The following is a 16225-nucleotide window of genomic DNA, read 5'->3' as shown; positions in this document are numbered from 1 at the left end:
ACGATGAACGCGCCCGACAAGAACGTTGTTGAAGCACTCCGCGCCGCGGTCAAGGAGACCGACCGGCTGCGCCGGCAGAACAGGATGCTGGTCGCCACGGCCAAGGAGCCGATCGCCGTGGTCGGCATCGGCTGCCGCTTCCCCGGCGGCGTCGACTCCCCGGAGGCGCTCTGGGAGATGGTCGCCTCCGGCACCGACGTGATCTCCGGTTTCCCGGACGACCGCGGCTGGGACCTCGACGCGCTGCGCAACAGCGGCACCGACGCCCGCGACACCTCCGTCAGCCAGCGCGGCGGCTTCCTGGACTGCATCGCCGACTTCGACCCCGGCTTCTTCGGGATCTCCCCGCGCGAAGCGGTCACCATGGACCCACAGCAGCGGCTCCTGCTGGAGACGGCGTGGGAGGCGATCGAGCGGGCGGGCATCGACGCGACCCGCCTGCGCTCCTCCCGTACGGGCGCGTTCATCGGCACCAACGGGCAGGACTACGCCTACCTGCTGGTCCGCTCCCTGGACGACGCGACCGGCGACGTCGGCACCGGCATCGCCGCCAGCGCCGCGTCCGGCCGGCTCTCGTACACGCTCGGCCTCGAAGGCCCGGCGATCACCGTCGACACCGCCTGCTCGTCCTCGCTGGTCGCCCTGCACCTGGCCGTCCAGTCGCTGCGCAACGGCGAGTGCGGGCTCGCGCTGGCCGGCGGCGTCAACGTGATGTCCACTCCGGGCTCGCTGGTGGAGTTCAGCCGGCAGGGCGGACTGGCCAGGGACGGCCGCTGCAAGGCGTTCGCCGACGCGGCCGACGGCACCGGCTGGTCCGAGGGCGCCGGCGTCCTGCTGCTGGAGCGGCTGTCGGACGCCCAGCGCAACGGCCACCCGGTCCTGGCCGTCGTACGCGGCTCCGCCGTCAACCAGGACGGCGCGTCCAACGGCTTCACCGCGCCCAACGGCCCCTCGCAGCAGCGCGTCATCAAGCAGGCCCTCAGCAATGCGGGGCTGAGCGCGGGCGACGTCGACGCGGTCGAGGCGCACGGCACCGGCACCCCGCTCGGCGATCCCATCGAGGCGCAGAGCATCCTCGCCACCTACGGCCAGGACCGCGAGCGGCCGCTGTTCCTCGGCTCGGTCAAGTCCAACATGGGCCACACACAGGCCGCGTCCGGCGTCGCCGGCGTCATCAAGATGATCATGGCGATGCGGCACGGCGTGCTGCCGCCCACCCTGCACGTCGACCGGCCCTCCACCCACGTCGACTGGGCCTCCGGCGCCGTCGAACTCCTCACCGAGGCCCGCCCGTGGCCCGAGACCGGACGGGCGCGCCGCACCGGCGTCTCCTCCTTCGGCGTCAGCGGCACCAACGCGCACGTCATCGTCGAGCAGGCACCGGAAGCGCCCGTCCAGGCCGAGGACGACACCGTCCCGCGCATCCCGCAGGCCCTGCCCTGGGTGGTGTCGGCGCGCACCGAGGCCGCCCTGCGCGACCAGGTCACCGCGCTGCTCGACCGCCTCGGCGGCGACGGCGCCCCGACCGCGCTGGACACCGCCTACTCCCTCGCCACCACCCGCGCCGCCCTGGAGCACCGCCTCGCCGTCGTCACCGACCCGACCGGCACCGCGGGCCGCGAGGCGCTCGCCGCCTGGCTGGCGCAGGGCAGTGCCCCGGACACGTACGAAGGCCACGCCGCGGGCCGCACCCGCACCGCGGCCCTCTTCTCCGGCCAGGGGGCCCAGCAACTCGGCATGGGCCGTGAGCTGTACGCGCGGTTCCCGGTCTTCGCCGAGGCCCTGGACGCCGTGCTGGCGCCGCTCGACGCAGAAATCGGCTGCTCCCTGCGCGAGGTGATGTGGGGCGCGGAGGAGGCGCCGCTGAACGAGACCGGCTTCACCCAGCCCGCCCTCTTCGCCGTCGGGGTCGCGCTGTACCGCCTCGCCGAGTCCTGGGGCCTGACACCGGACTTCGTCGCCGGACACTCCGTCGGCGAGATCGCCGCCGCGCACGTTGCCGGGGTCCTGACCCTGGAGGACGCCTGCCGGCTGGTCGCCGCCCGCGCCGGGCTGATGCAGGCGCTGCCGCGCGGCGGTGCCATGGTCGCCGTCGGGGCCACCGAGGACGAGGTCGCGCCGCTGCTCACCGACGGCGTCACGATCGCCGCGGTCAACGGCCCGGCGTCCGTGGTCCTCTCCGGCGAGGAGGCCGCGACGCTCGCCGTCGCCGGACAGCTGGCCGAGCGCGGCCGCCGGACCACCCGCCTGCGGGTCAGCCACGCCTTCCACTCGCCGCTGATGGACCCGATGCTGGAGCGGTTCCGCACCGTCGCCGAGGGCCTGTCCTACAGCGCACCGCAGATCCCGGTCGTCTCCAACCTCACCGGCGCCCTCGCCGACGACGACCTGCTCTGCTCCGCCGACTACTGGGTCCGGCACGTCCGCGAGGCCGTCCGCTTCGCCGACGGCGTCCGCGCCCTCACCGACGCGGGCGCTGGCGTGTTCGTCGAGCTCGGTCCGGGCGGGGTGCTCGCCGCCACGGCGCAGCAGTCCGCCACCGAGGCCGTGACCGTCCCGGTCCTGCGCAAGGACCGCGCGGAGGAGCCCGCCGTGGTCGCTGCCCTCGCCCGTCTGCACACGGCCGGCGTGCCGGTCGACTGGCCGGCCTTCTACGCCGGTACCCGGGCCCGCCGCGCCGACCTGCCGACGTACGCCTTCCAGAACGAGCGTTACTGGCCCAAGGCCACCTACCGCCCGGCCGACGCCACCGGTCTCGGCCTCGCCGCCGCCGACCACCCGCTGCTCGGCGCCGCCATGTCCGTCGCCGGGTCCGACGAACTCCTCCTCACCGGCACCCTGTCGCTCGCCACCCACCCGTGGCTCGCCGACCACGCCGTGGGCGGCATGGTCCTCTTCCCCGGCACCGGCTTCCTGGAACTGGCCATTCGCGCCGCCGACCAGGCCGGCTGCGACCGCGTCGAGGAACTCATGCTCGCCGCGCCGCTCGTGCTGCCGCCCACCGGCGCCGTCCAGATGCAGATCGCCGTCGGCGCCGCCGACGAGGACGGCTCCCGCGACCTGCGCTTCTTCACCCGGCCGGCGGAGGACCAGGACGCCGCCTGGACCCAGCACGCCACCGGCCGGATCACCGGCGGCGAGCACGTCATCGGCTTCGACGCCGCCGTCTGGCCGCCGCGCGACGCGGACCCCGTCGACATCGACGGGCTCTACGACCGCTACGCGGGCAACGGCCTCGACTACGGACCCGTCTTCCGCGGCCTGCGCGCCGTGTGGCGCCGCGCCGAGGAGATCTACGCCGAGGTCGTCCTGCCGGCCGACGACGCCGACGCCTTCGGCCTGCACCCGGCCCTCTTCGACGCTGTCCTGCACAGCACCGTCTTCGCCTCCGCCGACGGTGACGACCGCAGCCTGCTGCCCTTCGCCTGGAACGGCGTGTCCCTGCACGCGTCCGGCGCCGACACCCTGCGCGTCCGCATCACCAGCTGCGGCGAGGACGCGGTGGAGATCGCCGCCGTCGACCCGCAGGGGCAGCCGGTCGTCTCCGTCGAGGCCCTGACCCTGCGCGCCGCGGGACCGGACACCGACAGCGCGAGCCGCCGCGATGAGACCGGTTCCCTCTTCCGCGTGGACTGGACCCCGCGCACCGTCACCGCCCCGGACACCCCGGCCACCTGGGCCGTCCTGGGGGAGGACCGGCTCGGCCTGGCCGTCGCGCTCGCCGCCGACGACGCGGTGGCGACCGTCCGTGCGCCGGTCGCCACCCTCGCCGAGTTGACCGCCCGTGACGACGTGCCCGTGCCCGACGTGGTCGCCGTGCCGCTGCTCGGCGACGCCGAGCGCGGCCCCGCCGCCGCCCACGAACTGGCCCGTACCGTCCTGGACCTGGTGCAGCGCTGGCTCGCCGAGGACTGCTTCGCCCGCTCGAAGCTGGTGTTCGTCACCCGCGGCGCCGTCGCCGACGGCGAGCGCGCCCCGCTCGACCTGGCCGCCGCGCCCGTGTGGGGCCTGGTGCGCTCCGCACAGTCCGAGAACCCCGGCCGGCTGCTGCTCGTCGACCTCGACGACACGGCGGAGTCCGCCACCCAGCTGCCCGCGCTCACCGGCCTGTTCGACGCCGACGAGCCGCAGGCCACCGTACGCGCCGGCACCGTCCGCGTCGGCCGGCTCGCCCGCCTTGAGTCGGGCCGGAGCCTCGTCCCGCCGCCCGGCACCCCCTGGCGCCTGGGCAGCCGCGCCAAGGGCAGCCTCGACGGCCTCGCGCTGCTGCCGTACCCCGAGGCCCGCCGGCCGCTCACCGGCAACGAGGTCCGCGTCGCCATCCACGCCGCGGGCCTCAACTTCCGCGACGTGCTCAACGCGCTCGGCATGTACCCCGGAGACGCGGGCCTGTTCGGCTCCGAAGCGGCCGGCGTGGTCACCGAGGTCGGCCCCGACGTCACCGGGCTCGCCCCCGGCGACCGCGTCATGGGCATGCTCTTCGGCGGCTTCGGCCAGCTCGGCATCGCCGACGAGCGGCTCCTCACCCGCGTCCCCGACGACTGGTCCTGGGACGCCGCGGCGTCCGTGCCGCTGGTCTTCCTCACCGCCTACCACGCACTCCTCGACCTCGGACGGCTCCAGGCCGGGGAGAAGGTCCTGGTGCACGCCGGCGCCGGCGGCGTCGGCATGGCCGCGATCCAGATAGCCCGCCACCTCGGCGCCGAGGTCTTCGCCACCGCCGGCCAGGGCAAGTGGGACGTACTGCGCTCCCTCGGCGTCGCCGACGACCACATCGCCTCCTCCCGCACCCTCGACTTCGCGCACGCCTTCGCCGAGGTGGCCGGGGACGGCGGCATTGACGTCGTGCTCAACGCCCTGGCCGGCGAGTTCGTCGACGCCTCGATGGGCCTGCTCGGCGACGGCGGCCGCTTCCTGGAGATGGGCAAGACCGACATCCGCGACGCGGACTCCCTCCCGGACGACATCACCTACCGCCCTTTCGACCTCGGCATGGTCGACCCCGACCGGATCCAGCAGATGCTGCTGGACCTCGTCGGCCTCTTCGACACGGGCACGCTGAGCCCGCTGCCGGTCCGCAACTGGGACGTCCGCCGCGCCGTCGACGCCTTCCGCTTCATGAGCGGCGCCCAGCACACCGGCAAGCTCGTGCTCACCGTGCCGCAGGGCCCCGACCCTGACGGCACCGTCCTGATCACCGGCGGCACCGGCGGCCTCGCCGCCGTGCTCGCCCGCCACCTCGTCACCGAGCACGGCGTACGCCGCCTCCTGCTGGCCGGCCGCCGCGGGCCCGATGCACCCGGAGCCCAGGAGCTCCGTGCGGAGCTGACCGAGCTGGGCGCCGAGGTCACGCTCGCCGCCTGCGATGTGGCCGACCGCGACGCCCTGGCCACCCTGCTCGACGGCGTCCCCGCCGCGCACCCGCTCACCGCGGTCGTGCACACCGCGGGCGTGCTCGACGACGGCACCGTCGCGTCCCTCACGCCCGGCAGCCTGGACACCGTGCTGCGGCCCAAGGTCGACGCCGCCTGGCACCTGCACGACCTCACCCGGGACCTCGACCTCGCCGCGTTCGTCCTCTACTCGTCCACGGCCGGCGTCATGGGCGGCCCCGGCCAGGCCAACTATGCGGCCGGCAACACCTTCCTCGACGCGCTCGCCGCCCACCGCCACGCCCTGGGCCTGCCGGCGACCTCGCTCGCCTGGGGTGCCTGGGAGCAGGGCGCCGGCATGACCAGCGGGCTGAGCGACCAGGACGTACGCCGGGTCGGCGAGGCCGGCGGCATGCCGCTGCTCTCCGTCGAGCGCGGCCTCGCCCTGTACGACGCCGCCACCGCGGCCGACGAGCCCCTCGTCGTGCCGCTCGGGCTGGCCGGCGGTTCGCTGCCCGCCGCCGTCGGCGTCCCCGCCCTCCTGCGCGGCCTGGTCCGCGCCGGCGGGCGCCGCGCCCGGGCCGGCTCGGCCGGCGTAGCCCGCGCCGGGCTTGCCGAGCGCCTCGCCACCCTGCCCGAGGGGGAGCGCACGCCGTTCCTCGTCGACCTGGTACGCGCCGAGGCGGCCACCGTGCTCGGCCACGGCTCGGCCGACTCCGTCGACGCCCGCCGCGAGTTCCGGCAGCTCGGCTTCGACTCGCTGACCGCCATCGAGCTGCGCAACCGCCTCGGCAAGGCGTCCGGCCTCACCCTGTCCGCCACCCTGATCTTCGACTACCCGACGCCCGGACAGCTCGCCGCCCACCTCCTCGACGAACTCGTCGGCGCCGAGGCGGCCACCGCCGTCACCGCGTCCGGACCGGTGGCCGGCGCGGCCGACGACCCGGTCGTCATCGTCGGCATGAGCTGTCGGTTCCCCGGCGGCGTCGCGTCGCCAGAGGAGCTGTGGGACCTGGTGGCGTCCGGTACCGACGCGATCACCGGCTTCCCGCCGGACCGCGAGTGGGACCGTCACCCGCCGCTCGGCGGCACCGCGGACGACCTCGCAGGACAGGGTGGATTCCTGCGGGACATCGCCGACTTCGACGCCGGCTTCTTCGGCATCTCGCCGCGCGAGGCCCTCGCCATGGACCCGCAGCAGCGCATCCTGCTGGAAGTGTCCTGGGAGGCCGCCGAGCGCGCCGGCATCGACCCGCAGTCCCTGCGCGGCAGCCGTACCGGCGTCTTCATGGGCGTCAGCGGCCAGGACTACTCCGGACTCGTCATGCGTTCCCGCGACGACATCGCGGGCCACGCCACCACCGGCCTCGCCGTCAGTGTCGTGTCCGGCCGCCTCGCCTACACCCTCGGCCTGGAGGGCCCCGCCCTCTCCGTCGACACCGCCTGCTCCTCCTCGCTGGTCTCGCTCCACCTGGCCGCACAGGCCCTGCGGTCCGGCGAGTGCTCCATGGCGCTGGCCGGCGGCGTCACCGTCATGACCACCGCCGCCAACTTCGCCGGCTTCTCCCGCATGGGCGGGCTCGCCCAGGACGGCCGCTGCAAGGCGTTCTCCGACACCGCCGACGGCACCGGCTGGGCCGAGGGCGCCGCCGTCCTCGTCCTGGAGCGGCTCTCCGAGGCCCGGCGCAACGGCCACCGCGTCCTCGCCGTGGTGCGCGGCTCCGCGGTCAACCAGGACGGCGCGTCCAACGGCCTGACCGCGCCCAACGGACCCGCGCAGCAGCGCGTCATCCGCCAGGCGCTCGCCGACGCCGGGCTCGCCGCAGCGGACGTGGACGCCGTCGAGGCGCACGGCACCGGCACCCCGCTCGGTGACCCGATCGAGGCCCAGGCCCTCATCGCCACGTACGGCGAGGGCCGCGACCCGGAACGCCCGCTGCTGCTCGGGTCCGTGAAGTCCAACATCGGCCACACCCAGTCGGCGGCCGGCGCGGCCGGGCTGGTCAAGATGGTCATGGCGATGCGCCACGGCGTGCTGCCGCGCACCCTGCACGTCACCGAACCCTCCTCGCACGTCGACTGGTCCGACGGCACCGTGCGGCTGCTGACCGAGGAGGCGCCGTGGCCGGAGACCGGGCGCGCGCGCCGTGCCGGTGTGTCGTCCTTCGGCATCAGCGGCACCAACGCGCACGTCGTCCTCGAACAGCCGCCGGCCGAGCCCGCGCCCGCCGCCACCGGTGACCGGCCCGCACCGGCCGTCGTGGCCTGGCCGGTCTCCGCGAAGACCGAGGACGCGCTCGACGCCCAGCTCGCCCGCCTGCGGGCGGCGGCCGGCACGCTGCCCGCCCTGGACACCGCCCTCACCCTGGCCACCGGACGTGCCCTCTTCGAGCACCGCGCCGTCCTGCTCGCGCCCACCGGCGACCCCGTCACCGGCGCGGACCTGCCCGAGGCCGCCAGGGGCGCGGCCGTACCGCGCACCACCGCCTTCCTCTTCTCCGGCCAGGGTGCCCAGCGACTGGGCATGGGCCGCGAACTCCACGCGCGCTTCCCCGTCTTCGCCGAGGCGTTCGACGCGGCGGTCACCCTGCTCGACGCCGAACTGGACGTCTCCTTGCGGGACGTGATGTGGGGTGGGGATGCGGAGCTGTTGAACCGTACGCGGTACACGCAGCCGGCGTTGTTCGCGGTGGAGGTGGCGCTGTTCCGGCTGGTGGCGTCGTGGGGTGTGAAGCCCGGTTATGTGGCCGGTCATTCGGTGGGGGAGATCGCGGCGGCGCATGTGGCCGGGGTGTTCTCGCTGGAGGATGCGTGTCGTCTGGTGGCGGCGCGGGCGCGGTTGATGGATGCGCTGCCGGTGGGTGGTGCGATGGTCGCGGTGGAGGCCTCTGAGGAGGAGGTGGTGCCGTTGCTGGCGGCGGGGGTGTCGGTCGCGGCGGTCAACGGGCCGTCGTCGGTGGTGGTCTCCGGTGCGGAGGCGGCCGTTCTGGCCGTCGCCTCGCAGCTGGCCGAGCGGGGCCGGCGGACCAGCCGGCTGCCGGTCAGCCATGCCTTCCACTCGCCGCTGATGGACCCGATGCTGGACGACTTCCGCGCGGTCGCCGAGGACCTCACGTACGCCGCCCCGCGCATCCCCGTCGTCTCCCTCCTCCCCGGCGCCACGGCCGGTACCGCGCCCGCCGCCCCCGGGCACTGGGTGCGCCACGTCCGCGAGGCCGTGCGCTTCGCCGACGGCGTCCACGCGCTGGCGGACCGCGGCGTCACCGCCTTCCTGGAGATCGGCCCCGACGGCGTGCTGTCCGCCCTCGCCCGCCCCCTGCTGCCCGTCGACGCGATCGTGACGCCCGCGCTGCGCAAGGACCGCGACGAGGAGAGCACCCTGCTCACCGGCGCGGCCCGGCTGCACGCCGGCGGCGTCGACGTCGACTGGGCCGGCGTCCTCGCCGGCACCGGAGCGCGCGGCGGCACCGACGTGCCGACATACGCCTTCCAGCGCGAGCGCTACTGGCCGCGGCTCGCCGCCGACGGGCCCGGCGGCAGCTCCGACGCCGTCGACGCCGAGTTCTGGGCCGCCGTCGAGCGCGAGGACCTGAAGTCCCTCGCCGAGCGCCTGGACGTCGACGGCGACCGCCTCGGCGCCGTCCTGCCCGCCCTGTCCGCCTGGCGCACCCGCCGCCGCGCCGACTCGGCCGCCGACGCCCTGCGCTACCGCGCGACCTGGCAGCAACTGCCCCTGGCCACCGGGCAGCACACCGGCGGCCACCTGCTCGTCCTGGTGCCGGCCGCCGCGGCCGACGACCCGTGGGTCACCGAAGTCGTCGCCGCCCTCGGCACGGACGCCCGCCGCGTGGTCCTCACCCCCGAGGACACCGGCCGCGCCGCGCTCGCGGCACTCCTCACGCAGGCGGCGCGGGAGGCGGACGTCACCGCGGTCGTCTCGCTGCTCGCCCTCGACGAGAGCGCGGGCGACAGCGCGGTGCCCGCCGGAGTCACCGCCACCGCGGCCCTTGTGCAGGCCGTCGCCGACAGCGGCGGTACGGCTCGGGTGTACGCGCTGACCCGCGGCGCCGTCGCCGTCCGGCCCGACGAGGACGTGCCCGCGCCCGCCCAGGCCGCCGTCTGGGGCCTCGGCCGGGTCGCCGCGCTGGAACTCCCGCGGCAGTGGGGCGGCCTGGTCGACCTCCCCGCCGACCACGACGGGGCCGTCCGCCACCTGCCCGCCGTACTGGCCGCGACGGACGACGAGGACCAGATCGCCCTGCGCGCCACCGGTGCGTACGGCCGCCGGATGACGCCGGCGCCCACCGCCACCGACGACACCGGAGCCGGCTGGCAGCCGTCCGGAACCGTCCTGGTCACCGGCGGCACCGGCGCGCTCGGCGGGCACGTGGCCCGCTGGCTGGCCGCCAACGGCGCCGCCCACCTGCTCCTGCTCGGACGCCGCGGCCCCGCCGCGCCCGGTGCCGAGGAACTGGCCGCCGAACTCACCGCGCTCGGCGCCCGCGTCACCATCGAGGCCTGCGACACCGCCGACCGGGAGCAGCTGGCTCGCGTCCTCGCCACCGTGCCCGGCGAGCACCCGCTGACCGGCGTGGTGCACGCCGCCGGTGTCCTGGACGACGGCACTCTGACCGCACTCACCCCCGACCGCTTCGATGCGGTCTTCCGCGCCAAGGTCGCCCCCGCCCTGCTGCTCGACGAGCTCACCCGCGACCTGGACCTGTCGGTCTTCGCGCTGTTCGCCTCCGTCGCCGGCGCCGTCGGCAACCCCGGCCAGGCCGGCTATGCCGCGGCCAACGCCGTGCTCGACGCCCTCGCCGAACACCGCGTTGCCCGGGGCCGTCCGGCGACCTCGGTCGCCTGGGGCGCATGGGCCGGTGCGGGCATGGCCGAGCGCGGTGCCCGCTCCGGCACCCGCCCGGCCGGCCGGCTCGACCCGGACCTCGCCGTGGTGGCCCTGGCCCGCGCGGTGACCGAGCCGCGGCCCACGCTCGTCTTCGCCGACCTCCAGCAGCCGCAACTCCTGGAGGCGCTGCTGAGCCTGCGGCCGAGCCCGCTGCTCGCCGGGCTGCCAGCGGCCCAGGAGGCGGCCCGCTCGGTGCGGGACGCCCGCCGACAGCAGGCGACCGCCGCGACCGGGCTGCGCGACCGGCTGGCCGGCACCGCGCCCGCAGACCGCACCGCCGTAGTGCTCGGCGTCGTACGCACCACGGCCGCCACCGTGCTCGGTCACACCGGAGGCGACGCGATCCGCGTCGACAAGCCCTTCCGCGGCCTCGGCTTCGACTCGCTGACCGCGGTGGAGCTGAGCAACGCGCTGGCCGCCGCCACCGGTCTGTCCCTGCCGCCCGGCCTGGTCTTCGACCACCCGACGCCGCGCGCCCTCGCCGAGCACCTCACCGCCGAACTCACCGGCGAACGCGAGCGGTCCGGCCAGGACACCGCGGTCGTCCAGGCCGCCGACGCGGACGATCCGATCGTCATCGTCGGCATGGCCTGCCGCTTCCCCGGTGGCGTCGACTCGCCCGAGGCGCTGTGGCGACTGCTCGCCGAAGGCCGCGACGGCATCGGCGCGTTCCCCACCGACCGCGGCTGGGACCTCGACGTGCTCGCCGGTGACGGGCAGGGCCGCAGTGCGACCCGCGAGGGCGGGTTCCTCTACGACGCGGCCGACTTCGACCCGGCTTTCTTCGACATCTCCCCGCGCGAGGCCCTCGCCATGGACCCGCAGCAGCGGCTCCTCCTGGAGACCGCGTGGGAGGCCGTCGAGCGCACCGGCACCGACCCGGCCCGGCTGCGCGGCAGCCGCACCGGCGTCTTCGTCGGCACCAACGGCCAGGACTACGCCAGCCTCGTCCTGCGCGCCCGGGAAGACGTCGAGGGGCACGCCGGCACCGGGCTCGCGGCCAGCGTCATCTCCGGCCGGCTGGCGTACGCCTTCGGCTTCGAGGGACCGGCGGTCACCGTCGACACGGCCTGCTCCTCCTCGTTGGTCGCCCTGCACTGGGCCGGCCAGGCGCTGCGCGCCGGGGAGTGCTCGACAGCCCTGGTCGGCGGCGTGACGGTGATGTCCACCGCGACCGGCTTCGCCGGCTTCACCCGGCAGGGCGGGCTGGCGCCGGATGGCCGCTGCAAGGCGTTCTCCGACGCCGCCGACGGCACCGGCTGGTCCGAGGGCGCCGCCGTCCTCGTCGTCGAGCGGCAGTCGGACGCCGTCCGCAACGGCCATGACATCCTCGCCGTGGTGCGCGGCTCCGCGGTCAACCAGGACGGCGCGTCCAACGGCCTGACCGCGCCCAACGGACCCGCGCAGCAGCGCGTCATCCGCCAGGCGCTCGCCGCCGGCGGACTCACCCCGGCCGACGTGGACGCGGTCGAGGCGCACGGCACCGGCACGGTGCTCGGCGACCCGATCGAGGCGCAGGCCCTGCTCGCCGCGTACGGCCAGGACCGCGAACGGCCGCTGCTGCTCGGGTCCGTGAAGTCCAACCTCGGCCACACGCAGGCCGCGGCCGGTGCCGCCGGCGTCATGAAGATGGTGCTCGCGCTCCAGCACGCCAGCCTGCCGCGGACCCTGCACGTCACCGAACCGTCGACCCGGGTCGACTGGTCGGCGGGCGCCGTGCGGCTGCTCACCGAGCAGACCCCCTGGCCGGAGTCCGGGCGCCCGCGCCGTGCCGGTGTGTCGTCCTTCGGCATCAGCGGCACCAACGCGCACGTCGTACTGGAACAGGCTCCCGCGCCCGAGCCGGCCGCCCCCGCCGAGGACACCCGTACGCCCGCCGTCGCGCCGTGGGCGGTCTCGGCGCGGTCCGAGGCCGCGCTCGACGCCCAGGTGGCGCGGGTCCGCGCGTTCGCCGCCGAGCGCCCCGGCCTGTCCGCCACCGACATCGGCCACTCCCTCGCGACGAGCCGGTCCGCCTTCGAGCACCGGGCCGTCCTGCTGGCCGACGCCGACGGTGTCGTCGAGGCCGCCCGTGCCGAGGCGCGTGAGCGGACCGTCGCCTTCCTCTTCTCCGGCCAGGGTGCCCAGCGCCTGGGCATGGGCCGCGAACTCCACGCGCGCTTCCCGGTGTTCGCGTACACCCTGGACTCCGTCCTCGCCCAGTTCCGGGCCGAACTCGGCATCTCCCTGCAAGAAATCGTCTGGGGTGGGGATGCGGAGCTGTTGAACCGTACGCGGTACACGCAGCCGGCGTTGTTCGCGGTGGAGGTGGCGCTGTTCCGGCTGGTGGCGTCGTGGGGTGTGAAGCCCGGTTATGTGGCCGGTCATTCGGTGGGGGAGATCGCGGCGGCGCATGTGGCCGGGGTGTTCTCGCTGGAGGATGCGTGTCGTCTGGTGGCGGTGCGGGCGCGGTTGATGGATGCGCTGCCGGTGGGTGGTGCGATGGTCGCGGTGGAGGCCTCTGAGGAGGAGGTGGTGCCGTTGCTGGCGGCGGGGGTGTCGGTCGCGGCGGTCAACGGGCCGTCGTCGGTGGTGGTCTCCGGTGCGGAGGCGGCCGTTCTGGCCGTCGCCTCGCAGCTGGCCGAGCGGGGCCGGCGGACCAGCCGGCTGCCGGTCAGCCATGCCTTCCACTCGCCGCTGATGGACCCGATGCTGGACGACTTCCGCGCGGTCGCCGAGCGCGTCACCTACGAGGGGCCGCGCATCCCCGTGGTGTCCAACCTGACGGGCGAGGTCGCCACGGCCAAGGAGCACTGCTCCGCCGAGTACTGGGTGCGCCACGTCCGCGAGGCCGTGCGCTTCGCCGACGGCGTCCACGCGCTGGCGGACCGCGGCGTCACCGCCTTCCTGGAGATCGGCCCCGACGGCGTGCTGTCCGCCCTCGCCCGCCCCCTGCTGCCCGTCGACGCGATCGTGACGCCCGCGCTGCGCAAGGACCGCGACGAGGAGAGCGCCCTGCTCACCGGCGCGGCCCGGCTGCACACCGCCGGCGTCGACGTCGACTGGGCCGGCGTCCTCGCCGACACCGGAGCACGCCGCGTCCCGCTGCCCACCTACGCCTTCCAGCGCGAGCGCTACTGGCCCACCGTGGCGGCGACCGCCCCCGGCGACGCCTCCGGGCTCGGCCTCGAAGCCGGCGGGCACCCGCTGCTCGGCGCCGCGACCGCGGTCGCCGGGTCCGAGGAGATCCTGCTCACCGGCCGTCTCTCCGCCGCCGACCAGCCCTGGTTCACGGAGTACGCGCAGGACGGCCGCACCGTCCTGCCGGCCTCGGTGCTCGCCGAACTCGCGGTCCGGGCCGGCGACGAGGCCGGCTGCCCGACCGTCGAGGAGCTGACCGTCACCGCGCCCCTCGTCCTCACCGGGACCGAACCGCAGCGTCTCCAGATCCGCGTCTCCGCGCCGGACGACGCGGGGCGGCGCACCTTCGCCGTCCACACCCGGCCCGGCAGCGCGGCCGACGCCCCGTGGACCCGGCACGCCACGGGCGTCCTCGCCGCAGGCTCACCGCAGGCCCCGGCCCCGGCGCCCGTGTGGCCGCCGGAGCAGGCGGAGCCGCTCGGCGTGCTCGCCGACGGCACCGGCCCGGCCGCGGTCCGTGCGGCCTGGCGGCGCGGTGACGACATCTTCGCCGAGATCGAGCTGACCGGACAGGGACCGGGGGAGAGCGGTTTCGCCGTCCACCCGGCGCTCCTGGACGCCGCGGTACGCGCCGGACAGCCGGCGGACGGCGACCCCGGCCGGGACGCCGCCACCTGGCGGGACCTCACCCTGCACGCCGGGTCCGCCTCGGTGCTGCGGGTGCGGCTCACCGCCGACGGAGCGGACGGCCGCCACCTGACCGCGGTCGACCCGCAGGGCGCCCCGGTCCTGACCGCCGCCCTCACCCTGGACACCACCGTCGTCCTGCCCTCCCGGACCACGGGCACCGACGACGCGTCGCTGCTCACGGTGGACTGGGTGCCCGCGGACACCGCCGCGCCGTCCGGCGCGCGCCACGAGTGGGGCGTGCTCGGCGCCGGCCTGCCGGAGCTCGACGCGGCCCTCGCCGCGGCGGACCGCGGGCCCGTCGTCCGCGCCGCCTCGCTCACCGAGCTGCTGGAGCGCGGCGCGCCGCTGCCTCCGGTCGTCCTCGCGCCGGTCACCGGCGACCCGGCGGCCGACGGCGGCCTGCCCGCCGCTGTGCGCGCCACCACCGGCGCCGTGCTGGACCTGCTGCGGAGCTGGACCACCGACGGACGCACCGCGGCGGCCCGCCTGGTGTTCGTCACCCGGGGCGCCGTCGCCTCCGGGCAGGAGGACGTGCCCGACCTGGCGGCGGCCCCGGCCTGGGGCCTGGTCCGCTCAGCCCAGTCGGAGAACCCGGGCAGCTTCCTGCTGCTCGACCTGGACGGCTCCGGAACCGGTGGCACCGTCGCCGCGGAGGCCGCCGCGCTGGCCGCCCTGCCGCAGTTGCTCGACGCGGGCGAGACCCAGGCCGCCGTACGGGACGGCGCGCTCACCGTCGCCCGCCTCACCCCCGTAGCCCAGGAACCGGCGGCTCCGGCCCCGTACCCGGTGCGCGACTGGGACCGCGACGGCACCGTCCTGATCACCGGCGGCTCCGGCGGCCTCGCCGGGATGCTCGCCCGGCACCTCGTCACCGGCCACGGCATCAAGCACCTGCTGCTCGCCGGGCGCCGCGGACCCGACGCGCCGGGCGCCACCGCCCTGCGCGACGAACTCGCCGCGCTCGGCGCCGAGGTCACCGTTGCCGCCTGCGACGTCGCCGACCGCACCGCCGTCGACGGTCTCCTCGCGGGCCTGCCGCCCGAGCATCCGCTGACCGCCGTCGTGCACACCGCCGGCGTCCTCGACGACGCCACCATCGGCACGCTGACCGCCGAGCAGCTGGACACGGTCCTGCGGCCGAAGGCCGACGCCGCCTGGCACCTGCACGAGGCCACCCGTGGCCTGCCGCTGGCCGGCTTCGTCCTGTACTCCTCGGTCGCCGGCGTCACCGGCGGTCCGGGCCAGGGCAACTACGCCGCCGCCAACACGTTCCTCGACGCGCTCGCCGCGCACCGCGCCGCACAGGGCCTGCCCGCCCTGTCGCTCGCCTGGGGCCCGTGGGGCCAGGGCGCCGGCATGACGGCCACGCTCGGCGCCGCGGGCCTGGCGCGCATGGAGCGCTCCGGCATGCCGCCGCTCACCCCGGACCAGGGGCTCGCCCTGTTCGACGCCGCGGCGGAGCACGGCGACGCGCTGGCGGTGGCCGCCAGGGTCTCCCGCGGCGCCCCGGCGCCGGCCGTCGGGGACGTCCCCGCGGTGCTCCGCGGGCTGGTGCGCACCCGGCGCCGTACGGCCGCCGCGGCGGACCCCGCCGGCGGGCTGGCACAGCGCCTCGCGCCGCTCGGCGCGGAGGAGCGGCACCGGGCCCTGCTGGACCTGGTGCGCGGGGAGACGGCCGCGGTGCTCGGCCACGCCGGCGCGGAAGCAGTCCCCGCCGACCGCGACTTCAGCCGGCTCGGCTTCGACTCGCTGATGGCGGTCGAGCTGCGGATGCGGCTCGCCGCGGCGACCGGGCTCCGGCTGCCCGCCACGCTCGTCTTCGACCACCCGACTCCGGAGGCCGTCGCGCGCCACCTGGCGCCGGCCCTGTTCGGCGACGAGGCCGCCGCCGGGGGTCCGTCCCCGCTGGCCGTACTGGACCAGCTGGAGGCGGCGCTGCTGTCCGACGGCGTCGACGAGGTCACTCGCAGCGGAGTCGCGGGGCGGTTGCGGCTGCTGCTGGCCACCTGTGACGACGCCGGCCAGGACAGCGGCCGGCCGGACGTCGACGAACGGATCGAGGCGGCGAGCGCCGAGGAGGTCCTCGCCTTCATCGACAACGAACTCGGCCGGTCGTCAGGGTCCTGACCCCGCCCAC

The 16225-nt window shown here is 76.2% G+C and carries 1 protein-coding gene; it reads left to right on the top strand.

The features are described 5' to 3' along the window. Nucleotides 1-3: 3 nt before the first annotated feature. On the top strand, nucleotides 4-16215 hold the full coding sequence (locus ACIGQF_RS38110; RefSeq protein WP_399720571.1) for a type I polyketide synthase: 16212 nt from the start codon (nucleotides 4-6) through the stop codon (nucleotides 16213-16215). The last annotated feature ends 10 nt before the right edge of the window (nucleotides 16216-16225 follow it).

Source organism: Streptomyces sp. NPDC053560, assembly GCF_044544605.1.
Lineage (GTDB): Bacteria > Actinomycetota > Actinomycetes > Streptomycetales > Streptomycetaceae > Streptomyces.
The sequence above is the reverse complement of the archived record's forward strand: the minus strand, read 5'-3'. Positions and strand labels throughout refer to the sequence as shown.